At 67.8% G+C, this 25,442-nt stretch carries 25 protein-coding genes; 8 read left to right on the top strand and 17 right to left on the bottom strand.

The window, feature by feature from the left end; all coding sequences use genetic code 11:
• Positions 1-5 precede the first annotated feature (5 nt).
• Positions 6-1,658, bottom strand: coding sequence for an FAD-dependent oxidoreductase (locus tag IPI67_15830; GenBank protein ID MBK7581664.1), 1,653 nt, complete (start codon positions 1,656-1,658; stop codon positions 6-8).
• Between the two features lie 290 nt (positions 1,659-1,948).
• Between IPI67_15830 and IPI67_15825 the strand changes: the two genes are divergently transcribed.
• Both IPI67_15825 and IPI67_15820 read left to right on the top strand, forming a co-directional pair.
• Positions 1,949-3,028, top strand: a complete 1,080-nt coding sequence (locus tag IPI67_15825) for a hypothetical protein (GenBank protein ID MBK7581663.1) — start codon at positions 1,949-1,951, stop codon at positions 3,026-3,028.
• A 403-nt stretch (positions 3,029-3,431) separates the two neighbouring features.
• Positions 3,432-4,028 carry a TIGR00730 family Rossman fold protein gene (locus IPI67_15820; GenBank protein ID MBK7581662.1) on the top strand — a complete coding sequence of 199 codons (597 nt, stop codon included), beginning with the start codon at positions 3,432-3,434 and terminating at the stop codon, positions 4,026-4,028.
• 179 nt (positions 4,029-4,207) lie between these two features.
• On the opposite strand, the gene IPI67_15815 is transcribed toward IPI67_15820, so the two are convergent.
• From IPI67_15815 to IPI67_15785, 7 genes are read right to left on the bottom strand one after another with little or no spacing between them, the layout of a single operon-like run.
• A complete protein-coding gene (locus IPI67_15815; protein ID MBK7581661.1) occupies positions 4,208-4,924 on the bottom strand; it encodes a DUF2461 domain-containing protein in 717 nt (238 codons plus the stop codon).
• Positions 4,925-4,971: 47 nt separating this feature from the next.
• Positions 4,972-6,267: a hypothetical protein gene (locus tag IPI67_15810; protein MBK7581660.1), complete on the bottom strand. Its 1,296-nt coding sequence runs from the start codon at positions 6,265-6,267 to the stop codon at positions 4,972-4,974.
• Positions 6,257-6,961 carry an ABC transporter ATP-binding protein gene (locus IPI67_15805; GenBank protein ID MBK7581659.1) on the bottom strand — a complete coding sequence of 235 codons (705 nt, stop codon included), beginning with the start codon at positions 6,959-6,961 and terminating at the stop codon, positions 6,257-6,259. Before IPI67_15805 ends, IPI67_15810 begins: the two co-directional genes overlap by 11 nt.
• On the bottom strand, positions 6,954-8,213 hold the full coding sequence (locus tag IPI67_15800) for an ABC transporter permease (protein MBK7581658.1): 1,260 nt from the start codon (positions 8,211-8,213) through the stop codon (positions 6,954-6,956). The genes IPI67_15805 and IPI67_15800 overlap by 8 nt, the downstream gene beginning before the upstream one ends.
• Before the next feature lies 1 nt (position 8,214).
• Entirely contained in the window at positions 8,215-9,663 is a 1,449-nt protein-coding gene (locus tag IPI67_15795) for an ABC transporter permease (GenBank protein ID MBK7581657.1), read from the bottom strand.
• A gap of 17 nt (positions 9,664-9,680) precedes the next feature.
• Positions 9,681-10,508, bottom strand: a complete 828-nt coding sequence (locus IPI67_15790) for an outer membrane lipoprotein-sorting protein (protein ID MBK7581656.1) — start codon at positions 10,506-10,508, stop codon at positions 9,681-9,683.
• 15 nt (positions 10,509-10,523) lie between these two features.
• A complete protein-coding gene (locus IPI67_15785; GenBank protein ID MBK7581655.1) occupies positions 10,524-11,135 on the bottom strand; it encodes a TetR/AcrR family transcriptional regulator in 612 nt (203 codons plus the stop codon).
• A gap of 310 nt (positions 11,136-11,445) precedes the next feature.
• Between IPI67_15785 and IPI67_15780 the strand changes: the two genes are divergently transcribed.
• The 5 genes from IPI67_15780 (at position 11,446) to IPI67_15760 (ending at position 14,735) form a co-directional block, all read left to right on the top strand.
• A complete protein-coding gene (locus tag IPI67_15780) occupies positions 11,446-12,402 on the top strand; it encodes a hypothetical protein (GenBank protein MBK7581654.1) in 957 nt (318 codons plus the stop codon).
• A gap of 20 nt (positions 12,403-12,422) precedes the next feature.
• Entirely contained in the window at positions 12,423-12,842 is a 420-nt protein-coding gene (locus IPI67_15775; protein MBK7581653.1) for a FixH family protein, read from the top strand.
• The gene (locus tag IPI67_15770; protein ID MBK7581652.1) at positions 12,832-13,746 is read left to right on the top strand and encodes a transporter; all 915 of its coding nucleotides are present in this window, start codon (positions 12,832-12,834) and stop codon (positions 13,744-13,746) included. The genes IPI67_15775 and IPI67_15770 overlap by 11 nt, the downstream gene beginning before the upstream one ends.
• A complete protein-coding gene (locus tag IPI67_15765) occupies positions 13,731-14,303 on the top strand; it encodes a redoxin domain-containing protein (GenBank protein ID MBK7581651.1) in 573 nt (190 codons plus the stop codon). Before IPI67_15770 ends, IPI67_15765 begins: the two co-directional genes overlap by 16 nt.
• Before the next feature lie 90 nt (positions 14,304-14,393).
• Complete coding sequence (locus IPI67_15760; GenBank protein ID MBK7581650.1) at positions 14,394-14,735, top strand: hypothetical protein; 342 nt, start codon at positions 14,394-14,396, stop codon at positions 14,733-14,735.
• Between the two features lie 21 nt (positions 14,736-14,756).
• Here the strand turns inward: IPI67_15760 and IPI67_15755 are convergent, their stop codons facing one another.
• Both IPI67_15755 and IPI67_15750 read right to left on the bottom strand, forming a co-directional pair.
• The gene (locus IPI67_15755; protein MBK7581649.1) at positions 14,757-15,281 is read right to left on the bottom strand and encodes a response regulator; all 525 of its coding nucleotides are present in this window, start codon (positions 15,279-15,281) and stop codon (positions 14,757-14,759) included.
• On the bottom strand, positions 15,278-16,498 hold the full coding sequence (locus tag IPI67_15750) for a HAMP domain-containing histidine kinase (protein MBK7581648.1): 1,221 nt from the start codon (positions 16,496-16,498) through the stop codon (positions 15,278-15,280). Before IPI67_15750 ends, IPI67_15755 begins: the two co-directional genes overlap by 4 nt.
• A 172-nt stretch (positions 16,499-16,670) precedes the next feature.
• Between IPI67_15750 and IPI67_15745 the strand changes: the two genes are divergently transcribed.
• Positions 16,671-17,651 (top strand): endonuclease/exonuclease/phosphatase family protein, encoded by a 981-nt coding sequence (locus IPI67_15745; protein MBK7581647.1) that lies wholly within the window; start codon positions 16,671-16,673, stop codon positions 17,649-17,651.
• 15 nt (positions 17,652-17,666) lie between these two features.
• Here the strand turns inward: IPI67_15745 and IPI67_15740 are convergent, their stop codons facing one another.
• The 7 genes from IPI67_15740 to IPI67_15710 form a co-directional block, all read right to left on the bottom strand.
• The gene (locus IPI67_15740) at positions 17,667-18,581 is read right to left on the bottom strand and encodes a hypothetical protein (GenBank protein MBK7581646.1); all 915 of its coding nucleotides are present in this window, start codon (positions 18,579-18,581) and stop codon (positions 17,667-17,669) included.
• Between the two features lie 92 nt (positions 18,582-18,673).
• A complete protein-coding gene (locus tag IPI67_15735; protein ID MBK7581645.1) occupies positions 18,674-18,904 on the bottom strand; it encodes a hypothetical protein in 231 nt (76 codons plus the stop codon).
• Between the two features lie 108 nt (positions 18,905-19,012).
• Positions 19,013-19,660 carry an SCO family protein gene (locus IPI67_15730; GenBank protein MBK7581644.1) on the bottom strand — a complete coding sequence of 216 codons (648 nt, stop codon included), beginning with the start codon at positions 19,658-19,660 and terminating at the stop codon, positions 19,013-19,015.
• A complete protein-coding gene (locus IPI67_15725) occupies positions 19,657-20,484 on the bottom strand; it encodes a formylglycine-generating enzyme family protein (GenBank protein MBK7581643.1) in 828 nt (275 codons plus the stop codon). The genes IPI67_15730 and IPI67_15725 overlap by 4 nt, the downstream gene beginning before the upstream one ends.
• Positions 20,485-20,493: 9 nt before the next feature.
• Positions 20,494-21,591, bottom strand: a complete 1,098-nt coding sequence (gene nirK, locus IPI67_15720) for a nitrite reductase, copper-containing (protein MBK7581642.1) — start codon at positions 21,589-21,591, stop codon at positions 20,494-20,496.
• Between the two features lie 238 nt (positions 21,592-21,829).
• Entirely contained in the window at positions 21,830-22,294 is a 465-nt protein-coding gene (locus IPI67_15715) for a hypothetical protein (protein ID MBK7581641.1), read from the bottom strand.
• Positions 22,295-22,316: 22 nt separating this feature from the next.
• Positions 22,317-25,397, bottom strand: coding sequence for a thioredoxin domain-containing protein (locus tag IPI67_15710; GenBank protein ID MBK7581640.1), 3,081 nt, complete (start codon positions 25,395-25,397; stop codon positions 22,317-22,319).
• Between the last annotated feature and the right edge of the window lie 45 nt (positions 25,398-25,442).

The raw sequence follows: 25,442 nt of genomic DNA, 5'->3' as shown, positions 1-25,442 counted from the left end.
TCGGTTCAGCTCGGTGGCGACTCGAGCTGGTGCCGATAACTCTCGTAACCGCCCGGAAGGTTCCGGACGACGAAGCCCCGCTGCTGGAGCGCCCGCGCGGCGTCGTAGGAACGCTTGCCGCTCTGGCAGTACACCCAGAGCTCGCGCACGGTCTCGAGCTCCGGGATGCGCTGCCTGAGCTCCGAGAGCGGAACGCTCAGCGCTCCGGGCACGGCGCCGGCCTCGAATTCGTCGCGTTCCCGCACGTCCACGAGCACGACGTCCGCACGACCCACCTCACTCCAGCGCGCCATCGCCACGTCTCCACGCAGCACGTTGCCCGCGATCATGCCGGCGATGTTCACGGGATCCTTCGCGGCGCCGAATTGCGGCGCGTAACACAGCTCGGCCTGCTCCAGATCGAACACCGTGGCGCCGAGCTGAATGGCCATGGCGATCACGTCGATGCGCTTCTCGACGTCACTCTTGCCCACCGCCTGCGCACCGAGCACACGGCCGTCCTTGCGAGCGAACACCAGCTTGAGGTGGATCGGCTCGGCCCCCGGGTAATACGCGACGTGGTTGTTGGGGTGCAGCCAGACCGCCTCGGTGTCATGCCCTTCCCCCATCCACTTCTGGCTCGCGCCGGTCGCCGCCACGGTCAGCCCGAACAGCCCGCACACCACCGTTCCCTGCACACCGCGAAACTCCGTCGGTCGACCGCAGACGTCGTCCGCCGCGATGCGCCCTTGCCGATTGGCAGGACCGGCGAGCGGCATCAGTCGCGGCCGCCCCGTCACGAAGCAGGTGTCCTCGACGGCGTCACCCGCAGCCCAGATCCCGGGCAGGTTGGTGCGCATGTGTCGATCGACCGCGATGCCCGAGAGCGGTCCCAGCAGAACTCCCGCTTGCTCCGCCAGGCCGACCTCGGGCTTTACACCCAGTCCCAGGATCACCAGATCCGCCTCGAGCTCTCGTCCACCGGACACGACCACGACCAGCCCGTCGCCTCGAGCTTCGATGCGCTCGAGTGAGTGCCCGAGGATGAGCGAAACCCCGCTCTGGCGCAGGTGGTCCTCGACGGGACGTGCCATCTCGGGATCGAAGGGTGGCAGGACCTGGGGCTCGCGCTCGATGATCTGCACCTTCAGCCCGCGCTTCGCCAGGTTCTCCGCGACCTCGAGCCCGACGAACCCCGCACCGACGACCACGGCGCGGCGCGCGCGGTGAGCGTCGATCCATTCCCTGAGCCGGCGAGTGTCGGGCACGGTGCGAAGTGTGAACACCCCCGGCAGGTCGATGCCCGGGATGGCGGGACGCAGCGGCTTGGCGCCCGGGGCGAGAACCAGCGCGTCGTAGCTCTCGTCGTATTCCTCTCCGGTCTGCACGTGGCGCACCCGGACCTTTCGCTGCTCGGCGTCGACGTGCATGACCTGGTTGTGCACCCGCACTTCGATGTCGAAGCGCTGTTTGAAGCGCTCGGGGCTCACCAGGAGCAGCGCGCTCTCGTCGCGTATCACGTCACCGACGTGATACGGCAGTCCGCAGTTCGCGAAGGAGACGTGGGGTCCCTTCTCGAACACGATGATTTCGGCGTTCTCGTCGAGGCGTCGCGCGCGGGCCGCACACGAGGCGCCGGCGGCCACACCGCCGACGATCAGGATGCGCTTTCGAGTCATGGGCTGCCACACGCTGTAGCTGCTCGGAGGGCTCGCGTCATGGAGCACGGCACCGAAGGGGCTGGGGCACGGCGCAGACCTTGCGCCGTCGTCGCGGCAATTGGCTGGGATCGGCGGGGCGACGGCCATTCCGTCGGCGGCTCCTCGGAACTCCGCCCGCCCGTCGCTTACTATCGAGCATGGTTTCTCGATCCGTGGCTGCTCTCGCGGCGGTCTCTGCGGCGAGCTGCGCTGCTCACCCCGGAGCGTCGCTGGCAGTTTCCGGGCGTCCGAGCCCGCAAGCGGTGGGCGTGGCTCCCGTGGCCGCTGCGCTGCTCTCGCCCTCCCCGCCGCCGCGAGCCCAGCGACCCAATCGTTGCCTCCCTGACGGCCCGCCCAAGGCGCGGCCACCCGTCAAGCTCTACGAGGCGGCGACGTGCGTCGACCATCGGCGCGCCGAGGCGGCGCTCGCCAGGAAGATCATCAAGGCCTACGACCGGACCGTCAAAGGTAGCGTGGTCGAGGTCTCGTTCGGCTGCGACCCACTCGTCTCGGACCTCGAAGAGATCGTGGTCGAGTCCGGCTACGGGCACGGCGGCAACCTCGAGCTCTGGCGCCTGACGCGCAACAAGGAAGACACCGACTACAGCGCGCTGGGGCTCGGCCTGGTGGGATACTTCCGGTCTTCCGCCGAAGGTGGGAGCCCGGTGCGCCTGTTTCGCGGGCGCATCAGCGAGCGGGCGCTCACGCCGGCACTCTCGCTTGCCCGACCTGCGCTCACGCTCAACGTCCGCGAGCTCGAGCCGCCGCCGCTGCCGAACGGGCTCTGGGGGCGTTCGTTCTCGACCTCGAGCGGCAACTTCCACCATTTTCTCCGGATGACCGACGGACAACACAGCTTGACGCGCCACTACACGGGCTACCCGAACAGCGGCGGGCAGCCACGCTACCTGGGTGTGCAAGCCGCGATGGCAGCCCTCCACCCGCTGCTCGAGAAGGTGGCCCTGGACACAAAACCCATCACCGCTGACGAGCGGGACTTCTTCGTGCGAAGTTTCCTCGCCGCGGCGCGCCGCTTCGAGGACGAGTACGCATGGTGGGTCCGCGAACGCTACGTCACGCTGGCGGAGCACCTGGGCACACCCGAGCTCGTGCCCGCGCTGGTCGAGGTGATCGAGAACGCGCTCGCGGAGGCCGACCGAGAGAAGGACGAGGCGCAGAAGAAGACGACGCTCGAACGGCGGCTGGAGCACCCGCTGGCAGCGGTGGCGCGCATCACGGGCTGGGACCCACGCAAGGACGACGCCGGCGTCGCCCGCTCACCCGCCGCCGCCGCGCGCGAGGTCATCACGGAGTGCGGGGGCGCGCGAGGGCGGTTCAGCGATCGCTGAAGGCCGCGGGCGAGGCGCGCGGTCTTAGCCCACGCCCGCCGGGGGGCCGGCGGCGAAGCTCCGCGCTCGCTTGCGCACTCCTTACGCTCTCCCGCCGCGCGCTGGTGGTTCCTCGTGTCCGCAAAGAGCTTGTCATGACAAGCATTCCCCGGACGAGGCACCCGCGTCCCGGCCATCCACCGCACCTTTGGCGCCGAACACAATCCATTCGTGTAAGCGGTCGACATGATCCAGCTTTTTCGCCACCGGAACTAGGGACAAGATCGCGAGCCGCCACTGAGACCGGAGTGCGAGATCCGGCCGGTGAGAACTAAGGTCTAGACCCGGACAGCGCTGACACTTTCGGCAAGAGTCCGTTGACAGGTGGTAGGCCACGGCGGCTCTGGGCCCTACACTGCACGCGATGAGAGAGCTCCGCCGGGTCTGTGTCTACTGCGCCTCGAGCAACCGCGTCGACGAGCGCTGGCGCGAGGTCGCGCGTGCAATGGCAAGATGCCTGGCTCGACGCGGGCTCGATGTCGTCTTCGGCGGTGGCAGCGTGGGGTTGATGGGCGCCCTCGCCGACGCCGCGCTCGAAGCCGGCGCCAAGGTCACCGGCGTGATCCCGAAGAAGCTGCTCGACCTCGAGCTGGGGCATCGCGGAGTCACCGAGCTCGTCGTGGTCGAAACGATGCACGAACGCAAACACCGCATGGCCGAGCTCAGCGATGCGTTCGTCGCCCTGCCGGGAGGCTGGGGCACGCTCGAAGAGATCTTCGAGGTGACCACCTGGACCCAGCTCGGTTACCACGAGAAACCCGTGGGTTTGCTCAACGCGCACGGCTTCTACGACAAGCTCCTCTCATTCCTCGACGAGAGCGCCGAGCTCGGCTTCATCCGCCGCGAGCACCGGCCGATCTTGCAAGCCGCCATCGACCCCGACGCACTGCTCGAACAGCTGTGCGCGGTGGAGCTGCCGCGCCTGGACGGCGCCGTGCTCAGGGGGCCCGCTGGGCCGTGACGGCTCACCTGCCGCGCAGGCCAAGTGGAGCGCCGGGCTGCTCGACACCTACGAGATCAAGGATCAGATCCCGGTCTCGAAGCTGCGGGTGATCGAGCTCGGCACGCTGTACGACGGCGGGAACGGCGGCTGAGGCGCGCTGCGGCTCGCGTGCGCCGAACGCGCCCAGGAGCCCGCTGTCAGCGCGTCTGCCAGGTGAGCCAGCGCACGAGCGGCGCGCAAGCTTTCCCGCGTTCGAGGAGCCAGTCGACGAGCGCGTGGCTCTTGATTGCGCTGGCCGGAAGGTCTCCGAACATCGCCACCAGGCCCTTGAGCTTGAGCAGCTCCGCCCGGGGGTGCGACGGGTCGACGCCGCGGGGTGCGTTCTTCAGCCGTCCTCCCGCCTCGAGCTCCGCGCCCTTCTTGCCGAGTGCCTTCACGATGCGCGCGACCTCCGCGCCACGTTTGTCGTCCAGCAGGCCCTTCCGAAACTTCTCGAGCTGCGCAGGATCCATCATGTAGAGCCCGGCGCCCGCCATGCTCGTGTACTTTCCGCTCGCCGCCTCGAAGCCCAGCTGTAGATAGAGCGCCGCGGGAGTCTCGGTCACCCGGCCCGCGCCGAGCTTCACCGGAATGAGCCCGGAGACGTGGGTCTTGTACGGAGACTTGTCCTTCGAGAAGCGCACGTCGCGGTGCAAGCGAAAGACCTTCGGCTCGCCGAGCTCACAGTCCGGATACGAGCGGTCGAGCTTCTTCGACAGCTCCGAGAGCAAGTGGCTCATGGGTTTGGCGAAACCCTCGTCGTAGACGGACTTGTTCGCGTTGAACCAGTCCCGCGACTGGTGCTTGGCGAGATCGCGAAAGAACTTCGGATCCGCAAATCCCGTGAACCCTTCGCTCGATTGTCTGCGCGCCATGCCGAAGCGAGACAAGCCGAGCTGCGGGGGGGAAGCAAGTCAGGGCCTCACATCACGACGCCGAGCTCGACGAAGCCAAAGTACGGAAACAGTCCGAACTCACTCTTGGGCACGAATACCGTATTCTCGTCCGGGCGCGGACCGAGCGGCACGTAACCACCGGCGATCAGCCGCGTGTTCTTGCCCAGATCATAACGACACGAGAGCGAAGCGAGCGCACTCGGGTCGAGCAGGTTGGTGATACCGAGCGCGGTCAGGTGCACGAGTGGATGCGCCTCGAACTCGAGGGCCGCACCGCTGTAGAGATTCCCGAGCACGACCTGCTCACCCAAGGCCACCCGCTCGCTGAGAGCGATGGCCAGGTAGTCCTTCGGGTGCCGCGCTCCGAAGCCATCGTAGTAGACCTCGGGCACGAGCTTCCAGTGTTCGCCTGGCGCAATCGTCGCACCGAGCAGCGCGCGCGGCACCGCGGTCTTCCGCTCGCTCACGGCGGGCGACACCGCGCTCTCCTCCCGCAGCCAGGTTGCGCTGACCTCAGCGTAGAGATCGAACACGTCGAGATCCCACTGCGCGCTCCAGCCGAGCACGGCATCTTGTCGCACCAAACCCACGAGCACGCCCAGCTCCGTGCGGCCGAAACCGTGCACGAATCGCCCGACGAAGGCCGAGCCGGCGAGGTCGGCCTGGAAGTCGTCGTCACGCTGTCGTTCCCCCGCGGCGGCAATCACACTCAGCGTGGTCGACGACGACGGGCTGAAGTCGAAACGAGCGGCGTCGACGCCGGGCTTGTACTCGGTGTCGACCTCGGTCAGCGAGAAGCTCGACACGACGTCCCAGGGGCGCCAGATGCGACCGCGCCCCAAGCTCACCGGCTGCCGGCCCACGCTGATCGTCACGCTGCCAGCGAGCCACGCTGCGTAGGCCCACTCCGTCTCGGTAGCGAGCGTTGCGGTCGGGTCGTCGCGGGCAGTCCAGCGGAGCGGCAGGAAACGTGGCGGCGAGGTCCCGCGCCCGAGCGGCGACAGCGCGAGGCTCGCGTGGGAGCGGGTGATGCTGATCAGCGACTGATGCAGGGTGAGTTTCAGATCCGGCGTGCGGTAGGAAAAGTACGGGCGGATGTCCACTACAGTCGTCGACGCGGGGCTCGCGTCTTCGAGGTTGAAGGGCGGATCGAGCGTCGGCCCGGCCATCACGAAACCGAACGTTCGGACGACGGCGCCGAGCTCGGTGCTGGTCTCCTCGAGCTCGTCTTCAGCGAGCACGAAGGCACTCGCGCTCGACGGCCAGAGAGCGACGGCGCCCGCCAGGCCGACAGCGAAGAGCTTGCCTGGTTCAAGCCGCATCGGTCTGCCTCCGCTCGTCGCTCGCGATGTGCCCGTCCTCGAGCCCGACCACGCGCAGCGCGCGATCGATGACCCGCGCGTCGTGAGACGAGATCAGGAACGTGACCCCGCGCTCGCGGTTCAGGCGCCCGAGCAGCTCGATGAGCTCGATGGCCGTGTGCGAGTCGAGGTTCGCCGTGGGTTCGTCGGCCAGCACGAGATCCGGCGCGGCCGCGATGGCGCGCGCGACCGCGACGCGTTGCTGCTGACCCCCGGACAGCTCCGCCGGCTTGCGGTTCTCGAGCCCTGCGAGGCCCACGGCTGCCATCACCTCTTCGACGCGTCGGCGGCGCTCCGCGCTCGCCACGCCCCGGAGCAGCAACACGTACTCTGCGTTCTCGTAGGCCGTGAGCACCGGGATCAGGTTGTAAGACTGGAATACGAAGCCGATGTGGCGCAGGCGCAAGTCGGCGAGCTCGTGTCCGCGCAGGCGCGAGATGTCGCGGCCGCCCACGACCACGCGGCCGCTCGTCGGCTGATCCAGCGCGCCCATCAGGTTCAGCAGCGTCGTCTTGCCCGAGCCAGAGGGTCCGGCGAGCACCGCGAAGTCGCCCGGGAGAACCTCGAGGGAGACGTCATCCAACGCCCGGACCTCGAGCTCACCCTGTTGATAGGTCTTCGAGACGTTCGTGACGCTGACGATGGACTCAGACATGATGCATGGCCTCCACGGGCTCGAGACGGGTGACACGCCAGGCGGGATACAGCGCCGAGACGAGCACCACGACCCCTACGACGAACGTCCAGCGAAGGACGATGCTGGGCGTGAGTGTGGAATAAATCCGACCGGACCAGTTGATGCCGGCGAACTGAACCTCACCGGCGAACTGGGTGACATCGATGCCGTGACTCTGGACGTAGAGGTGCAGGCCCAACCCGATCCCGACCCCGATGACCAGCGAGACCGCAGCCAAGATCACCGCCTCGACCAAGATCAGCGAGAACATCCGGCGCCCCGAGGTGCCGAGGGCCATCATCACCCCGAGCTCGCGGGTGCGCTCGGTCACACTCATGAGCACCGTGTTGAAAATGCCGAGGTCGACCACCAAAAAGACGATCGCCATCATCAGATAGAGACCGGCGTCGTCCAGCACCAGGGCGTCGTGCAGCTCGCGCAGCGCCTCTTGCCACGGCACGACCGAGAGGTCGGCCTTCGACCCGAGTTGGTTCCGTACCGCCCCGGTGAGCGCGTCGCTGTGCGGCAGATCCGAGATACACGCCACCTCCGTGGCCGCGCCGGGCAGACCCAGGATGGTGCGCGCTTCGTCGATGGGGATCTCGACCCAGCCGTCGTCGAGCTCGTTGACGCCGGTCCTGAAGATCCCGCTCACCCGAAACGCCGCCGAGGCGGGCTCCGAGCCGCCGGGGGGTGAGACGGTCAGGACGACGCGGTCGTCCACCGCCACTCCGAGCTGCTCTGCCAGCGTCTTGCCCAGGTAGATGTCCGCCGCCTGATTCGCAAAGGGCATGTCGGCCCGAGCGCGCACGTAGTCGCCGGCCACGCGGTTCTTCGGCGCCACGATGTCCGAGGCGGCGAGCTCCCGCGCGGGCGCCGCACCGGACACCAGCACCGGAGCGCTGCGCTCGCCGGCGGACAAGAGCCCGCTGGTGCGGAGCCGCACTGCGACCGAGCGCACGTTCGGCAACCGTGCGAGCTCGTCGGCGACGGCGTCGGCGTCGTGCACCAGATAGTCGAGGGTCTGCGCGTCGCGATAACCGCGTCCTTCGACCAGCACATGGCCCGAGCCCATGCGGATCCCGAGCTCGGCCATGCGTGCGTGACCGTCGTCGGCGATGCCCACGAACACCAGCAGCATTGCCAGGCCCAAGGCAACCGCGGCCACCGTGATGGACGAGCGCCAGCGGTGTCGAATGAAGGAGCGCCAGGCAATCGTCAGGGTCAACATCTCAAGTCTCCCTCATGCCGACGGCGGGTTGCATGCGGGCGGCGCGAAGCGCCGGATACACCGACGCCAGCACACACACGAGCGACAAGATCGCCACGGGCCAGAGCACACCGCCCGGCGTGACCGCGCCGTACACCACGGGTTGCATGCCCACTCCCGCGAACGACACCCCCTGGGTGATGAACCCCAAATCCACGCCGTGTCGCACCAGGTAGAGATCGAGCCCGAGGCCCAGCAGCGTCCCGGCGCTCGCGCCGAGGACGGCCAAAAATGCGGTCTCCGTCACGATCATCGCAAACAGCCTGCCACTCGACATGCCAATTGCCTTGAGCACTCCGAGCTCCCGCGTGCGCTCCAGCACGGCCATCAGCATCGTGTTGACGACGCCCAGACTGGCCACGATGAAAACGATGACGGCGAGCAGCACGCCACCAGCGCGATTCAAGTCCAGCATGCGCAAGATGTCGGGGCGAAGCTCGCTCCAGGCTCGAACCTCTGCGCCGCGAGGCGCGAGGGTGTCGCGCAGGCGCGCGGCGACTAGAGGGGCGTCGTCCGGCGAGGTCGCAAGCGCAGCGATCTCGTGGAAGCGCCCTTCGAGGTGGACCAGGCGACCAAGATCGGCGACGTGCAAGTACACGCGAACCCGGTCGTAGCCCGTCGTGCCCGTGCGAAAGATACCGGCGACGCGGGCGCGGATCCCCTCGGCGGAGCCGTCCTTGGCCTGCGCCGACAGGAACAGCTCGTCGCCCACGTTCACACCCAGCACCCGGGCCAGGCTCGCCCCCAAGATCACGTTGGGCGGTCGGCTCGGTCGCGGCGAGAGTGCGTTGCGCAAGAGCGCCGCCGGCTCTCCGGTCGCGGACGGCGCGCCGGCGGCGTCCCCGGGCTTGGCCGGGCGTTCACTGCCAAGCTCGGGCAGCTCCTCGATCTCCGCCGCCGCTTTGTCGCTCTCGCTCTCGGTCAACTGTGCATCCTGCGCGCTCTCTTCGGCGGACAGCTCGCGTGCCTTGGGCCAGGGTGTCGGCTCGTCGTCCAGGTACTGACCCGCGGAGAGCTGGTTGTGCAGCTCCGTCACCCTTCGTTCACTCCTCGGCTCCACCCCGATGAGCTGCACGCCGGTCGAGTGGGCTCCCGCCCCCGCGAGCGCCGGCGCATACAGGCGACCGCTGGCGGAGACGACCTTGGGCTCATTTCTGATGCTGGCCAGAGCTGCGTCACCCTCGGGCAGCGTGAGGTCCAGCACTCCGCGCACCGAATACCCGGGTGCGTGGGCTTGAACGTGACCCAGATCAAAACGCGTCAGGGAGTGCACGAGCCCCGCGTTCATCCCGTCGACGAGGCCGTAATACGCAATCGACAGCGCAGCGCTCAGCGCCAGCGCGAGGCCCGTGATCAGCGAGCGCCGGGCGTTGCGTCCCAGGTTTCGATACGCGAGCTTGGCGATCAACATGGCAGTCCCCGCAGGCCTCAGCGCAGCGCTTGCTCCGTGAATTTGCTCGCGGGGATCTTCACGTCGAAGCGCAGCTTCTCGTAGGTGATACGGGTGCGCTCGCCGGGTTTGCTGGCTACTGTGACCTCCAGCACCGAGGGCACGAGCCGCCCGCCCATCTGTTTCACCGAGCTCATGCGCATGCTGCGCGCCGGCTTCGTGTCCTCGGCCTTGCGGTAATAGTCGCTCCGCACCGGCATCACGGTGTCGCCCTTCTCCCAGAGCTCGTAGACGATCCGGCCCCAGACCACGGGCGCCGTGGGTTTGGGCGAGAGCTCGAGGCGATGCAGAGTCACCGTGTCGCCGAGCTCATTTTTGCCCTCGCGTTTGTCCAGGAGCTTGATCGTGTAGTGGACCGCGAGCTGGGTCTCTTTCACCAGATCGTCGTTGGAGAAGTGGCTGCCCATCCACGAGTCACCGAGCAACGAGTGACCCACGCTCTGGATGTGGTTGGTCTTGGGATCGTAGAGCTTGAGCTGGCTCCCGACCTTCAGCGTCGCAAACCCTCGCCACGACGTCGGCCCGAGGATCTTCACGAGGGTCTTGTCCGTCGCCCCCGAGCTGTCGTCCCAGGTCACGATCTTGTAGCTGCGCGAGAAACTCTTGGTCTTGATGTCCATGCGCAGCACACCCGCGCTGCTCTTGCCTCTGAGCACGCGGTCGGCGCGGCGCACCAGATCCTCGCTCGAGTCAGCGTGGGCCGGGCGAGCGCCGAAGAACAGCGCCCCGGTCAACCCGGCGAGCAAGAGCGTGCGGCGACCGAACCCGCGATTTTCTGCCCAGCTCTGGCGTTTGCTCGCACACATGCAATTTCTCCTGTCTCAGCGGGGCCTGAGCCCCGTGAAGATTGTCCGCACTTGCCCCTCGACCATTCTTCGGAGCACTTCGAAGTCCACGTCGGGCATGCTCAAGAAGAGCAGCACCGGCAGCACGAACGCGCCGTAGAGCGCGACGGACGCGTGCTCGATTTCGACCTCGGCTGAAACCGCGCCCTTCGCCACGAGCGCCATGAGCAGCTCACCAATTTGGCCGGCAAGCTTCGCGTCCAAGCTCGCGAACTCCTCGAGCGCCTCCGGCGGCTGCCGCAGCGACGCGGCGAACATCTCCCGCATCACGGGTTTGTCGAACGCCTCGACCATCGGCAGGTAGGCGTCGAGCAGGCGGCAGACCGCAGCGACCGCGTCGTCGCCTGGGGCCTCCACGACTGGCCGCCCGAGCTCGAGCTGGGTCTCCGTCTGCGCCTCGAAGACCCCCAGCAGCACTCGCTCCTTCGCCCGGAAGTAGTTGTAGAGAGTCCCGACGCCGATGTCGGCGGCCTTGGCGATGGCCCCCATCGTGGTGGCCTCGAACCCTCCCTCGGCGAACAACCGAGTCGCCGCGGCCACGATCTTCGCCCGCGTTTCCTGCTTTTTTCTGGCTCGGCGGTCGCTCATGAACCGGACTCAATAATGAATGGCATTCAATTATGGAGTCAATTCACATTTCGTCAACCTTCCATCTGGTGGGCGCGGGTGACTCCGTCAGCGTCGAGGCAGCGCCGCAGTGCAGAGCCGAGCGAGCGAGCCCCGATGGCCTCGCCGACGGCCCCATCTCGCCGCGCGCGGTCGGCGCCAGCCCGGTGATTCGTCGGCGGTGCGACCGCTCGCACCGCGAGTGATCGCCGTCAGCTGCGACAACATGCCGCATGTTCGAGCTAGCCGCTGTGCACCATCTTCGCGTCGCACGAAGACAGGAGAACTGAAGATGAAACTCGGACATCCGCTGACGACGCTCTGCTCCCTTGCGGGCGCGTTCCTCGTCGCGGCCTGCGGCGATTCATCGAGCGATGAGGCTGGCGCCGGAGGTAGTGCGGGCGCGGGAGTTGGCGGCGGCGCGAGCGGCGGCGCCTCTGGCGCCGCGGCGGCGTACTCGGCCAAGTTCGTCGCCGACCCGGCTGGCCTGCACGTGGGCAAGGCCCACTTCGAGCTCGAGCTCACCCAGAACACTGACGGAGCGCCCGCTTCGGGGTTGGCTTCGGCGCTGAAGCTGAGCCCGCTGATGAAGATGGCGATGATGTCCCACGGCGCACCCGTGCCCGAAGACGCCGTGACGGAGAGTGCCACGCCCGGCACCTACGACTGCACGCTCTTCTTCCCAATGGCGTCCGTCGACATGGGTGGCAACCCCCAAGGCGAGTGGTCGCTCGCCGTCGCGGTCGGCGCCGAAACCGTTGGCGTATCGAGTCTCGCGGTCATGCCGCCGGTGGACCAGGACACCACTCACGCGGCGCTGAAGAACGCCGCCGACACCATCGACTCGATGGGCAGCGCGAAGCCGAGGAGCTGGTTGCTGTTCCGCGACACCTTGGCCGTGACGGCCGGCGGGCACGAGCTCACGTTGTTCCTCGCCACCGTGCAAGCGGGAATGATGGTCTGGCCGCCCGCTGCGGTTGGATTGAAGCTCGTCGACGCGGCAGGTGTGGAGCAGATGACGGTGCAGTCGCTGGAGCTGCAGGCGTCGGTTGACGGCACGACCTGGTTGCCGCTGAGCTGCGACCCCAAAGCGCGGTGTGTGGCCGAGCTCAGCGGCTTGCCACACGGCAGCGCGACCAGCGTCTACGTCAAGCTCGAGGTCAACGGGAGGGCCTACACCACCGATGGCAGTCCAGCCGACGTGGCCAAGAAGAACGGGTTCGCCACGTTTTCGGTGACGGCGCCGTGACCGGGCGGGCATTCGCGCGGGTGGCCAGCCTCTCGGTGCTGCTGGTCCTGCTGACAACCGCCTGTGGCAGCAGCGAACCAGAGGGCGAGGCGAGCTTCGAGGCCGAGCCGCTGACGACCGTGAGCAGCGACTCCGGTCAACTGCGTGTGTCCGTCTGGACCTCGCCCGATCAGCCTCCGGCTCGGGGGATACTCACCCTGCGCTTGCTCGCCGAAGATGCGGCGTCGCAAGCGCCGGTGGACGCTCTGTTCTTCGATATCGTGCCGGAAATGCCGTCCATGGGTCACGGCACACCGACCGTGCCGAAGACGAAGGCCGCCAACAGTGGCGTCTACACCGTGTCGGACGTGAATCTATTCATGCCGGGCCGCTGGGAGCTTCGCATGACCATCACCGGTGCCGTCTCGGACGTGGCCATCGTGCAGCTCGATGTCCACTGACGCCAAATTCGGTTGCTTGCTCGCTCTGGCGATGATCTCGCAGGCAGCTCCCGCTCGGGCGCAGGCGTGCTGTGCCGGGTCGAGCGCGGTGACGCCGGCGCGCCTTGGCTTGCACGACTCCGCCGCAGTCGGCGTGCAGCTCCGCGCCAGCAACGTCTTCGGGTCGCACGACGCGAGCGGCGAGTATGTTCCCGCGCCCAGAGGCAGCAGCGAGTGGGGGTTCGAGCAAAATGTGTATGCCGCGGCGCGAGTGCTGGGCCGCGGGCAGCTCGGCGTTCTGGTCCCGTTCGTGGAGACGCATCGCAGCACTCGAGGGCGTTCGGAGACCGGCGGAGGGCTGGGCGACGTGAACGTGTCGGCGCGCTACGACCTGCTGCTCGCCCGAGAGTCTCGGTTGGTTCCGGGCATCGGGCTGCTGACCGGCGTCACGCTGCCGACTGGCCGTGCGGTGGAGAAAGCGGACAAACCTCTCGCAACCGACGCCACCGGGCTTGGCGCGGTGCAGGTGAACGGCGGGGTCGCGCTCGAGCAAGTGTTCGGGCCATGGCTCGTGGGGCTGACTGGGCTCGTCGCCTACCGAGCGCCCCGCCGCGTCGGCGGGCTGCGCATGGCGCTCGCGCCCCAGTACAGCGCGCTCGGGACGCTGGCCTACGTGTTCGACAACGGTGCTTCCGTTGCGCTGTCGGCACTCTACGCGCTCGAGGCTGACGCGAGCGTCGACCGAAGACGCGTCCCGGACAGTTCGCGCCGCCGGATGCAAGGCAGCATCAGCGGCGCGTGGCCCGTGGATGATCAGCTCTCGGCGCTCGGCTCGGTGTTCTCCAACCCGCCAGTGTCGTCGCTTGGTGTCAACCAGTCCGCCGCGGCGGGCGCATCGCTAGGAGTCAAATGGGCTTTCCTCTGAGGCGCCGGTTGGCGCTGGTAATGTTCGCAGCTTGCCTCACCGTGGCCTGCACCACGGGGCAGACCAGAGCGAACGACGCCCGGTTGATCTCGAGCGGCGGCACGGAAGACCCGTATCGCGAAGTGATCAACCGGGCGCCGCTCACGGTGTTCGTGTTCGTGGCCGCCAAATGCCCGTGTCTCGACGCGCATTTCGGGCGTCTGAAGCAGCTCTTGCGTGAGTATTCCGCCCGCGGAGTCCAGTTCGTCGGAGTGGACTCCGAGGTCGGCACGACGCCCGAGGTCGCAGCGAGCGAGGCCCGCGCGCTCACGTTCCCGGTGCTGCTCGACCGCGGGGCCAAGCTCGCGGACGCTTTCGGCGCCGAGTACGCGACCTACGCAGTGATCGTCGATCGCCAAGGGCGCGTCGTGTACCGCGGCGGTATCGACTCCGACAAACGCAAATTGCACGACGACGCAACACCTTACGTGCGCGAAGCCCTGGACGATCTGCTCTCCGGCAAGACACCGCGCCGTGCGACGGGCAGAGCCCTCGGTTGCACGCTGAGGAAGTGGTGACCGGTGGTCGGGCCTCAGGCGAGATTGGCGGGGCTTTGCCTCTTGGTCGGCGCGTGTGCGGCGAACGCACCCGCCGCCCCCTGGAGCGCGATGTCGAGCAACCAGAAGCTCGAGTACATGGAGACGACGGTGATGCCGCGCATGAGCGCGCTGTTCCGGGAGTACGATCCGCATCGCTTCCCACGCCTGACCTGCGAGCGCTGTCACGGACCCGACGGTGCCCGACGCGGTTGGGCCATGCCGAGCCCCGAGCTTCTGCTGGAAGAGACGCCGTGGAACACCGGGGCCGCCTCGCCGGACGCCGCCCCCTCGAAATTCGACGCGTTCATGGCAAGTCGAGTGGCGCCCGAGATGGCCAAGCTCCTGCGCGCCTCGCCCGGATCGCGGCCCGACGGCTCCGGTTGCTTCGGTTGTCACACGCCCGAACGCTGACGCTCGCCGGATGCTGATCGCTCAGCGAGCGACGGGATGCTTCGCGAGCTTGCGCTGCAGCGAGCGACGGTGGATACCGAGCCGCCGAGCCGCCTCCGAGACGTTGCCGTCACAATCGAGCATTACTCGCTGAATGTGCTCCCACTCGACGCGCGCGAGGCTCGGAACCTGCGCGTCGCCGCGCGCTGGCCGTGCGCAGTCGAACCTTGCCAAGATTTCGTCCGCGTCGGCGGGCTTCTGCAAGTAGTCGAACGCTCCGAGCCGCACGGCCTCCACGGCGGTCGCGATCGATCCGTATCCCGTGAGCATGAGGATGCGTGTGGTGGGGTCGATGGAGTGAAGCTCACGCACGACGTCGAGGCCGTCCTCGACACCCAGACGCAGATCGACGACCGCAAGCTCGGGGCTCTCTGCCGTCGAGATGCGTCTTGCATCGGCGACGCTGGCCGCGCCGAATGCCTCTACATCGCGCGCCGCAAGCGCGCGCACCAGACGCTCTCGAAACGCATCGTCGTCGTCGACGACAAGCAGCGTGCGCGCAGTCACGCGACCTCCGCAGGGACTTCGAGCACGAAAGTGCTACCCCCGCCGCCAGTGGCCACGCTCAACTGGCCTCCGCTCGCGTCGGCGAAGCTGCGCGCCAGGTAGAGGCCGAGGCCCATGCCGCGGTCGCCACCCTTGGTCGTGAAGAAGGGCTCCGCGAGGTGAGTCAACACCTCTGGGGGCAAGCCGGGGCCCGCGTCATGCACCGTGAAGCGGACGTGGCCCGCTTGTTTGTCGGAGCGAAGCTCGGCGGCGCCTGCGGCGTCGAGCGCGTTGCGGACCAGGTTCACCAGGGCGCGCACGAGCGCGCGTTGGGGCACGCGTAGCGTCGCGCGGTCGTCCCCCTCGAAGCGGACCTTCGTCGCTTCCGGCCCGAGGGCGTCGCGCACGGCGTCGAACACGACGCCGACGGAGCTCGGCAACGGCGCTCCAGCAAGATCGCCACCGGACTTGCCGGCAAGATCGCCGACGATGCGCCGGCAGCGTTCGACCTCGGCGCGCAGCAGCTGCGCGTCTTCCGCGACCGCCATCGAGTCGAACTGCTCCGCGGCGGCGCGCGACAGCTCTTTTGCCACGATGGCGATGGTGCCGAGTGGCGTCGCAAGCTCGTGCGCCGCCCCCGCTGCGAGCGTGCCCAGAGCCGCCACGCGCTCTGCTCGCGCGCGTGCCTCCTGCGCCTCGGCCAGCTCGCGCTCGCGGGTGCGCAGCTCCAGCACGAGCCGCGCGATGAAAGTGCCGACGATCGCAGCGGCGAGGACGTAGGCGAACCACATGCCGTACAGGTGCAGGGAGAAGGCCGCGCCGTGGTGGAGGCGCTGCATCTCCTCGGCCGCGCTGCCGCGGACGAAGAGCGTGGCGAAGGCAACCATCGTCAGCACTGCGATGGACATGGCTCGGCGGCCCGTCAACACGATGGCGGCCAGCGCCACATAGACCAGATAGAAGACCGAGAACGGGTTGGTAGCGCCGCCGGTGCCGTGCAAGAGCGCGGTGAGCACGACGACGTCCGTCACGAGTGCGACTGAGAATGTCCTCTCGATGGGGACCTGGCGGGCGATCGACCGGCGAAAGTGAAAGTTCGACGCCACGCCGAGCCCCAATAGTGCGAGGAGCACCGGCCACGCTCTCGGCACGCCCAGCGCGTAGAACCCGGTCGCGACCAGCCCCATCTGCGCGACGGCAGCAACGAGCCGGACCCGCGCGAGCCAGCGTCCCCGCACCGCGAGTTCTGGCTCGTGAGCGGCAGGGCGTGCTCGCGCGGACAGAACTAGGAAGCGGTCACCGTCCATTCCGGGCGGCCGAACCATGACACCTTTGCCAGCGCGGTGCACGCCAGCAGCGAGGCAGTGGAGCCGGCCGCCCCGCAACCGTGGTTCCGTGGTAAGAACGTGCGTGGGCATTCGTTCGCGCACCCGACCGTCGCTGGGCCTCGGTGTGATGGCTGCGGCATGCGCGCTGCTCGGGTGTTCGGGAGGGTCCGACGATGACCCCGCCGGGTCCGGTGGCTCTCCGAGCGGCGGCGCAGCGGGCTCGGTAACCGGCGGCGCGGCTGGCGGCGGTGGCGCCGCCGGTGCCGGAGGCGGCGCGGGCGGCGCAGCCGGCGCGCCAGGCAGCGGCTCGTTCTCCGTCTTGACCTACAACGTTGCCGGCCTGCCCCAGGGCATCAGCGGCGGCAATCCGATCGTCAACACCCCGCTGATCAGTCCCCTGCTCAACTCCTTCGATCTCGTCTACGTGCAGGAGGACTTCACGTACCACGCCGAGCTGATTTCGGCGGTGACCCACCCGTACAAGTCGCTGCCTCTCTCCACGGGGGGTGCCCTCGGAGACGGTCTGAACCGCCTCGCGCGCTTCGAGTTCTCCGACTTCGGTCGCGAAGCCTGGCAAGTCTGCAACGGAACATTGGGTTCGGGGAGCGACTGCCTGACGAAGAAGGGTTTCTCCTTCGGACGCCATCACTTCGCGGACGGCGCCTTCGTCGACGTCTACAACCTGCACATGGACGCGGGCCACAACGATCAGGCCGACTACCAGGCCCGCGAAGCGCAGGCGCAGCAGCTGGTCGCAGCCATCGCAGTGCACTCGCCGAAGGTGCCAGTCATCGTGGTTGGCGACACGAACTTGAAGGACACCCAGGACGAAACGACGCTGCAGGCCGTGCTGGTCGGGGCTGGCCTGAAGGACGCGTGTCGTTCGCTCAACTGCCCGGAGCCCGAGCGCATCGATCGTGTGATGTTCCGCGGCAACCCGACGCTCACGTTGACACCGAAGAACTGGCGAGTGGAGCCGAGCTTCGTCGATGCAGCGGGCAAACCACTCTCGGATCACGAGGCCGTCGCCGTCGACTTCGATTGGTCCGGCAAATCCCAGTGAGCCCGACGCGCTGATTCACTCCGGGTACACACAGCGCCGGGTGTGGCTCGGCGCCTCGCCCTCGGTGGGCGGCGCGCAGCCCGTAGCGGCCTTGCCCCAGTGGTCCGGGCAGTCGCGCACCGTCACGCACAGCATCGGCCAGAAGCGATCTCCCGCCAGGCTCCAGCCGCCGCAGTGGAAACTCTGAAACGGGCTCTCGGCCATCTTCCCGCAAGCGTAGCCGCCGCAGTCGGAGGCGGAACTGCAGGCGAGTCGGGCCACGCCCTCGACGGGCTCGCTCTCGGTTTCAGCGTCGGCAGCCACACAGGTGCCGCTGTGGTTCGACTCGCTCCAGCGACAGATGGGCCGCTCGCCGGAGCAGCGTTTGCCACCGCAATCGGCCCCTCTGTCTTTCACGAAGCAGCTGCCCTGCTCGCGTCCGGCCTCGGCGTGACACGCGAACCCCTCGCTGCAGCTGCCGCTCGCCAGGCAGATCTCGCCGACCTCGGCACTGCAGCGGCTCTTTTCACATTCGTAGCGGGGCGGGCATCCTCCGCTGCAGGCCCAGCCCAAGCAGCACAACGAACCCGCGCCGCAGTCTGCATTTTCGTCGCACATCTTCTCCAGCTCGTTCTCGGCGCAGGGGTTCTGGGTGTCCTCCTTCGGGCGCCGCGCGCAACGCAGACCGTTGCCTTGGGCGTCGGCGCAACAGACCTCCGCCCCGAGCTCACAGGTCTTGGCCCCGCAGGCGATGGCCTTGGGTGTCGTGTGGGTTCGTGGGCCATCGGCCTGCGCGGTCGCCGCGGCGGAGGCCGTGGGGATGGGCACGGGGCCCGGCTCCGTCTGTGCCGGCGGCCGAGTACGACACGCCGAGAAACAAACGAAGATACTGACAGCCCACACAACGCCTTGCCGCAGCGGTAAACAGCTGAGCTCGTCCAGGAGCAACATAGGTCGACGGGTAGTCGACGTGCGCCAGATGGGCAATGGGAAGACTGACGGGCCAGGACCAGCCGAGCACCCGAGGCCGCGTTCGGCGGCGGTCAGCTCGGACAGCAAACCGGAACGTACGAGCTCGTCGCGTAGTGAGGCGGCTGGCAGCCCGCGGGCAGCGGAGCGCCGAGCGTGCAAGCGCGTCCCACCGCACCCAACCCGTACTGCCCACATGCGCCGTCGTAACCGGCGTACCGAGTGCAGCCCGCGGGGCAGCAGAAGTTGTTGGCATAGTTCCACTCGCACCCGACGATGTCGGGGCCCGGGTACTCTCCGCCCACCGGGGTACCACTTTGCAACGCGGGCCCGTCGACCCAACCGACGCCGTCGTCCGCTGCCTGTACGCGCGAAGCTCGTGGGGAATCGGGCTTCGCCACAGCGCTCGCTAGCTAGATCGCGCTCGGCGGTCGGCTTGCCAGCGCGCCGAGCGCTCGGGCGGCGTGATCGGGAGGGTCACCCAGGCCGTCTTGCCGAAAACGCGGAACTCCGCCGGCGTCTAGCACGGTGATGACGCTCTGGTGGTTGAACTCACCGTCCGGGAGCTTCTTGTACTTGATCCCAAGCACGGCGGCGAGGTCTCGGACTTCGTCGTCCGAGGTGCGAGCCAGGCGCCAAACGCCTGGTTCGACCCGGTGGCGTTCGGCAAGCTGCTTCAACTCCGCAACCGTGTCGCGACTGGGATCGAAGCTCACGAGAAGCACTCTCACCCGACCCCTGTCTCGAGGGGGTAGTGCGTCGATGATGCGCTTCACGTCCCGGATCAGTGTCGGGCAAGCGTAGGGACAGCTCCCGTAGAACATGCTCACGACGACGGGATGCCCGGCGAACGTGTCGAGGCCGACGTGATTTCCGTCCTGGTCCACGAGCTTCATGTGAAGGTCGTACAGGCTCGCGTCGCTGAGCGGCTGCTCGTCCGCTGAAGCGGACGCCGAATCGCCGGGACTGGCCGGCTCGGTCGTGGACCCATTCGGCGGCGAGGCACGCTGGCAACCCACGAGCGCCAGGGCCAGGAGCAACGATTTCCGGCTGAAGCTCACGGCGTTTCCTTTCCAACGTCCCGCGCGCAGCGAAATCCCAGATGTCGAGTGACTCGGTTGGCACGCAGCGAGCTCAAGAACGCCGAGCGCATGAAACTCGCGTAGTCCGCCGGGTCGCGGGCGCTCTGGGCGCCTGCGCCGCAGAACGTGAGGTTGTTGGCGCTGCCGGGGTTGCGGCTGTCGCTGGTCACCAAGATCGAGCTGAAGTCCAATACCCATTCCCACACCAGCCCTTGCAGGTCTTGCACCCCAAAGAAGTTGGCTCTTGATTGTCCGACGGAGCGCGTCGGACCGTGGGAAGGGGTCGAGTACCACTCTAGGCTCTGCTTGGACCACGCCGGATCGCCCCGCCCGTCCGGCGCGCTGGGACTCGCGGCCGCGACGCGCTGCCACTCGACTTCGGTCGGGAGGCGTGCGCCGAGCGCTTGGCAGTAAGCTTTGGCCGCGAACCAGCTCACGTTCGTCACCGGCTGCGCGGGCGCGACCGCACCGAGTGTGGTGGGGCCGGCCCAATGCTCGAGGTAAGGGTAATCGGCAAACAGACCCGACACGTTGCCTCTGCGCCACTCCGGATGGGTGCGCACGAACCAGAGGAAATCGGCGTTGGTCGTCGGTAGCTTCGCGAACCAGACCTCTCCGACCCGGACCGCTCGTTCGTCGGGCCCCGCCGAAAAGAGAGTTCGAAACTCGCCAGCCGGAACGCGGATCCACTTCGGGCTGGGCGGCGGAGCGTTGGCTCCGGGCCAGTGTGTTGGAAGCGAACCCGGATCGGTCGCGACCCAGATTGAGAGCACCGCTAGCAGCAAGGTCGGCAACGAGACCACCACACACCTCTAGGGTTTGGCCGAGCCTGAAGGAGGCACGGGCTGCCACGGTCGAAGGTCCGGTTTGCCGCCGAACACGCCGGCGCTCTCGTCTCCGCTCACGCGCAGGGTGCCGATGGCGCCCTTGTGGAACGCGCGGAAGATCGAGTGATCGACGAGTGTGTAGTCGCCGGGAACTTCCACGCGAAACTCGATCATCGCCGCCCCGCCGGCCGGAATGAGCGTGGTCTGCACGTTCTCCTGGTAGCGGCTGCCGGCTTCCGTGTAGACCCGATCGAAGATCTCGCCGATCACGTGGAAGCTGGACACGAGGTTGGGGCCGCCGTTTCCCACGAACAGGCGAATGCGATCCCCCACCTTGGCCTTCAGCGCTTGATCACCGGTGAGCGCGCCGTCGCGACCATTGAAGACGACGTAAGTCGGCGTCTCTTCGATGGCCTTTTCCTCGTCGAAATGCTGCAGCCCAGCCTCACGGTACTTGCCGTTCGTGTAGATCTCGCTCTGCATCACGTAGTACTCATGATCCACGCGAGACAGACCCTCGGGGGGCTCCACCAGGATCAGGCCGTACATGCCGTTGGCAATGTGCATGCCCACGGGAGCGGTTGCGCAGTGGTAGACGAACAACCCGCGATTCAGCGCTTTGAAGGAGAAGCGCGACTCGTATCCCGGCGACGTGAAGGACGCCACCGCGCCACCGCCGGGACCGGTCGCGGCGTGCAGGTCGATGTTGTGCGGCATCTTGGAGTCGGGCGCGTTTCTCAGACGGACCTCGACGGTGTCGCCTTGCCGGACTCGGATGAAGTTGCCGGGAACCTGCCCGCCAAAGGTCCAGAACGGATAGTTGACGCCGTGACCCACCGGTAGCTCGAGCTCGACGGTCTCGAGTGTGACTACGACGTGTGCGGGCTTGTCGCGCCCGACGGGTGGGGGGACGTCTGGGGCTCGACTGAGCACGGCCTGCACCGGCGGACCGACTGGAGCGCCCAGGTCACCTTTGGCCGAGCCGCCGGTGTCCTGGTGCTCCGAATCTGGACTGCCAGGGGAACGGTTGCAGCCTGCGACACTGAGCAGCACGAGGAGCAAGCACGAGCAGATTCGATACATGAGATCCTTCCGAGAGTTCATCCGCCGTTCGCGGTCGGCCGGCTCGAGCCCCGATACGAATCGAGTTGCGTGCCCTGCCCGCTCGGCGACCGAGCCGGATCTCTAAGGCCAATTGGGTCCATTGAAAGGGGGGTGCGCGGAACGCGATATCTGCGGGGGTTTGTCCAGGGCGGCCCACCACGATTCCGACCGAGTGCGAGCCGGCGCCACACGCGCGCGGCTGACCCGGCTCGACCGGTCAACGCTCCTTGGCTGACAGGAACTGGGTGCGGCTCTCGGCCTTCGTCCACGGCTTGGCGTGAAAGGCGTAGGCAAACACGCCGCTCAGGATCGAGATCCCAAAGCTGACGCCAAAGACGATGCGCGCCGCAGCACCGTCGATTCCAACCCATGCGGCGGAGCCCGCACAGATTGCGAGAACCAGCAGCGGCATTGCCACAAAACACAAGAGCTGAATGCGCAGGCGCACACCAGGCCCGAGGTTCGACAGCTTGCCGCACGCCGGGCACGGCACGAAAAGCAGAGTGCGCTCGGCGTGTTTCTTGGCGTCCGCCAGCGCGCGCTCGTCGCCGGCTTCCGAGGACTCCCACACGTTCCGACCGCCCTGCCCGAGCGCCTGGACCAGCGCGCGACGATAGGTGCCGCAGTGGGCGCAGCGGAACCGCGTTTCGAGCGGGACGCTGACGAATGACAGCTCGGGCATCAGCGTGCGACGGCTCCCACCCTCACTCCGCGAGCGCGGCGTCGATGACGCGCTCGAACTTGCTGAGCGGCTGTGCTCCGGACAGGTAGTAGAAACGACCCGAGCTCTTGCCGTGGGAGGCCAGGAGGAAGCTCGGGGTGCCGCTGATCCCGGCACGCACTGCGGCGTCGGAGTCTTCCTTCACCCGGGCGGTGTGCCGACCGGTGTCGAGAGCCTGCGCGAAGCTCGAGCGGTTGCAGCCCAGCGACACTGCGACGCTCTCGAGGTGCTCTGGCCCCAGTGCGCCCGGGTCCCGTTGTTCTTTGAACAGACGGTCGTGAAAGAGCCAGAACGCGGCGTCTCCTCGCTGGGCCTGCACCTCGCGGGCGGCCTCGGCGGCCCGCGCGGCGTTGTTGTGCATGGCCAGCGGCAGGTCGTGCCACGCGATGCGGACCTGGTCCGGGTAGCGCTTCAACACCTCGTCCAGCGTGGGCTCCACGCGGGCGCAAAACGGACACTGGAAATCCGAGAACACGTGCAGCGTCACCCTTGCAGAAGCGCGGCCGCGGATGGGCACGGACCGGGTCGGCAGAGTTACCTCCTTGAATTCGAACGGACTGCCCCGCTCTCCCTTCCCGATGATGGTCTTGTAGACGTCGGCGCGCGGTGTTCCTGCCTCCACCAGCCGACGGGCGGCGGCGAGCTCCTGATCCACGAGCTCTTTGAACTTGCTGAGGGGTTGAGCGCCCGTGAGCACCCGCCCGTTGATGAAACACGACGGCGTGCCGGTCGCCTTCACGTCGGCGGCCAGCGCCTGGCTGGCTTGGATTCTTCGGGCCACCGCCGGAGCGGTCATCGCCGCCTGGACTGCGCCGAAGCTCGTGCCCGCCGCCGATGCGATGCGACTCAGGTCATCGTCTTCGAGGCGGGGTTGGCTGTCGAAGAGCAGGTCGTGGGCGGTCCAGAAGGCCTTGTTGCCGCGCTTGTCGTAGATCACTCGCGCCAGGCGCGCGGCGGGCTCTGCGCGTTTGTGGAACGGAAGTGGATTGTCCTTCCACACCAGGCGCAAATCATTGCCGTACTCCTGTCGCAGCTGCTTCAGCGTCGGCTCGAGTCGCTTGCAAAACGGACACTGAAAGTCCCCGAACTCCACCAGCGTCACCAGCGCATCGCGGGGGCCGAGCTGTGGTTCGTCGTCGTTCACCGGGACATACCAGAGCTGGTCGGGATCCGGCTTCGCCTCCGCCGGCGGGGGGCTCTCGGGGCTGTTGAAGTTCTCGCGGGTCAGCGTCGGGTAAATTTGCTCCGGTGCGGCCCCAGCGGCGATCCGCTTCTTGGCCTCCGCCAGCTGCTCGTCGATCACGGACTGGAACTTGGTGAGCGGTTGAGCGCCCTTGAGCGCCTTGCCATTGATGAAGAACGTCGGCGTTCCCCGGGCGCCGATGCGCTTGGCGAGAGCCATGTCGCTTTCGATCTTGGCGGCGACACTCGGGGAAGCGACCAGCGACTCGTACGTGGTCATGTTGGCGCCGGCCGCCGCGGCCCAGGTTGCGAAGTTCGCGTCGTTCAACCCAGTGCGGTCAGCGTACGCGCGATCGACGAACTGCCAGAACGCGCCGCTGCCACCGGCGCGCAGCACCCGCTCCGCGGCCTCTGCCGCGGGACGCGCCTGCTTGTGAAACGGCAACGGGTTGTGTTTCATCACCAGCCTGAGCTGAGTCGGTCCGTAGCTGGTCTTGACCTGTTCGAGCGTGGTGTGGGCGCGTGCGCAGAACGGGCACTCCAGATCGGAGAACTCGACGATGGTGACCGGTGCGGTGTTGTTTCCCCAGATGGGGTCCGAAGCCAGAACCGGGATCGGGGCCGAGTCGTGGCCGGCCGGAACCGCAACGGCAAATGCCGTGGCCGTCGCCGTGGCTTTTGGCGTGGCGAGGGGCTTCCTGGCTCGGGTGTACATCACGAAGCCCGTCAGGGCACCGAACGCCAGGACTCCAACGAGCACCAACGCGCCCACGATCAAGCCGATGGCCAGTCCCGCACCCGAGCGATCGCTCGCCTGTTGGGCCGCGGCGTCGGGCAGCTCGCGGAATGGGCCTGCCCCAGGCGCACCGTAGCCGTAGGGTGCACGGGGTGCTGACGGCTCGGCTGGACCGTAACGTGCTGGGGATGCGGCTGCGGGATTGGTTCCTGCCACGGCGCCGGCCGCCCAGGGCGTGGGAGAGCCGCTGCCCCAGGGCGGGGCGCCAACGGGTCGTCCAGGCGCATCGCTGCTGTTGGTGAGTCCCCGGAGAGCGCGCGCAGCGTCGCCTGCGTTCGCAAAACGCCGGCCTAGATCCCGCGTGACCGCGCCGGCGAACCACTCGTCGAAGCCCTCGGGCAGGGTCGCCGTGAGGTTCAGATCGCGGACACGCTTCGTCGCGCTGGGGAGCGGCTCGGCCGTGATCTCGTTCACCACCGCGCCGCCGTCCGGAGCATTCCAGTAGCTGTGACCGGTGAGCAGCCGGAATGCGAGCAGCCCGAGCGCCCAGACATCGGCGTGGGGACTTGGCGCTGCGCCCTGCTGGTGCTCTTCCGGTGCACGCCACTCGGGGGAGCCGAGGTGGCCGCCCTGCCGGTGTTCGTTCAACCAGCGCAAACTACCCAGATCGAGCAGCTTGACGGCAGGGGCTCCGTCGGCACCGGGAACTTCGCCGATGAACACACTCGCGGGCGTGAGCTCTCCGTGAGCCTGGCCCGTCGCGTGGGCGCTGCCCAAGGCCTCCGCCACCTGGCGAACGATGCTCAACGCGGAGGCGGAGTCGAAGCTCGTTCCGCGCGCCAGGAGCCCCGCCAGTGATTGCCCCTCCAACGAGCCCAGCGCGACCCACGCGAGCCCCGTGGCGGAGTCGATGCCGCAGAGCTTCACGCTGGGCACGTGCACACTGCCGACCGCCGCACCCGCGAGGGCCGCCTCGGTCAGCTTGCCGGACTCGGAGCCATCGAGGGCGCCAAATGAAGCGTAGACTCGCAGCGCTGCTTGCTCGCCCAAGCGCTTTACGGCGTAGAGGGCGTTCCCGGCGTCGTCCGCCAACCGTCGCTCGATGCGGAAGTCTCGAAACACCGAACCGGGCTCGAAGCTGTCCATTGCGAGAGCCTAACCCCGACGCGCCGCGCCACCCAGCGGTACTCG

The sequence above is a fragment of the Myxococcales bacterium genome (assembly GCA_016706225.1).
GTDB lineage: Bacteria > Myxococcota_A > Polyangia > Polyangiales > Polyangiaceae > JADJKB01.
Note: the sequence above shows the minus strand (reverse complement) of the source record. Positions and strands in the feature narration are given on the sequence as shown.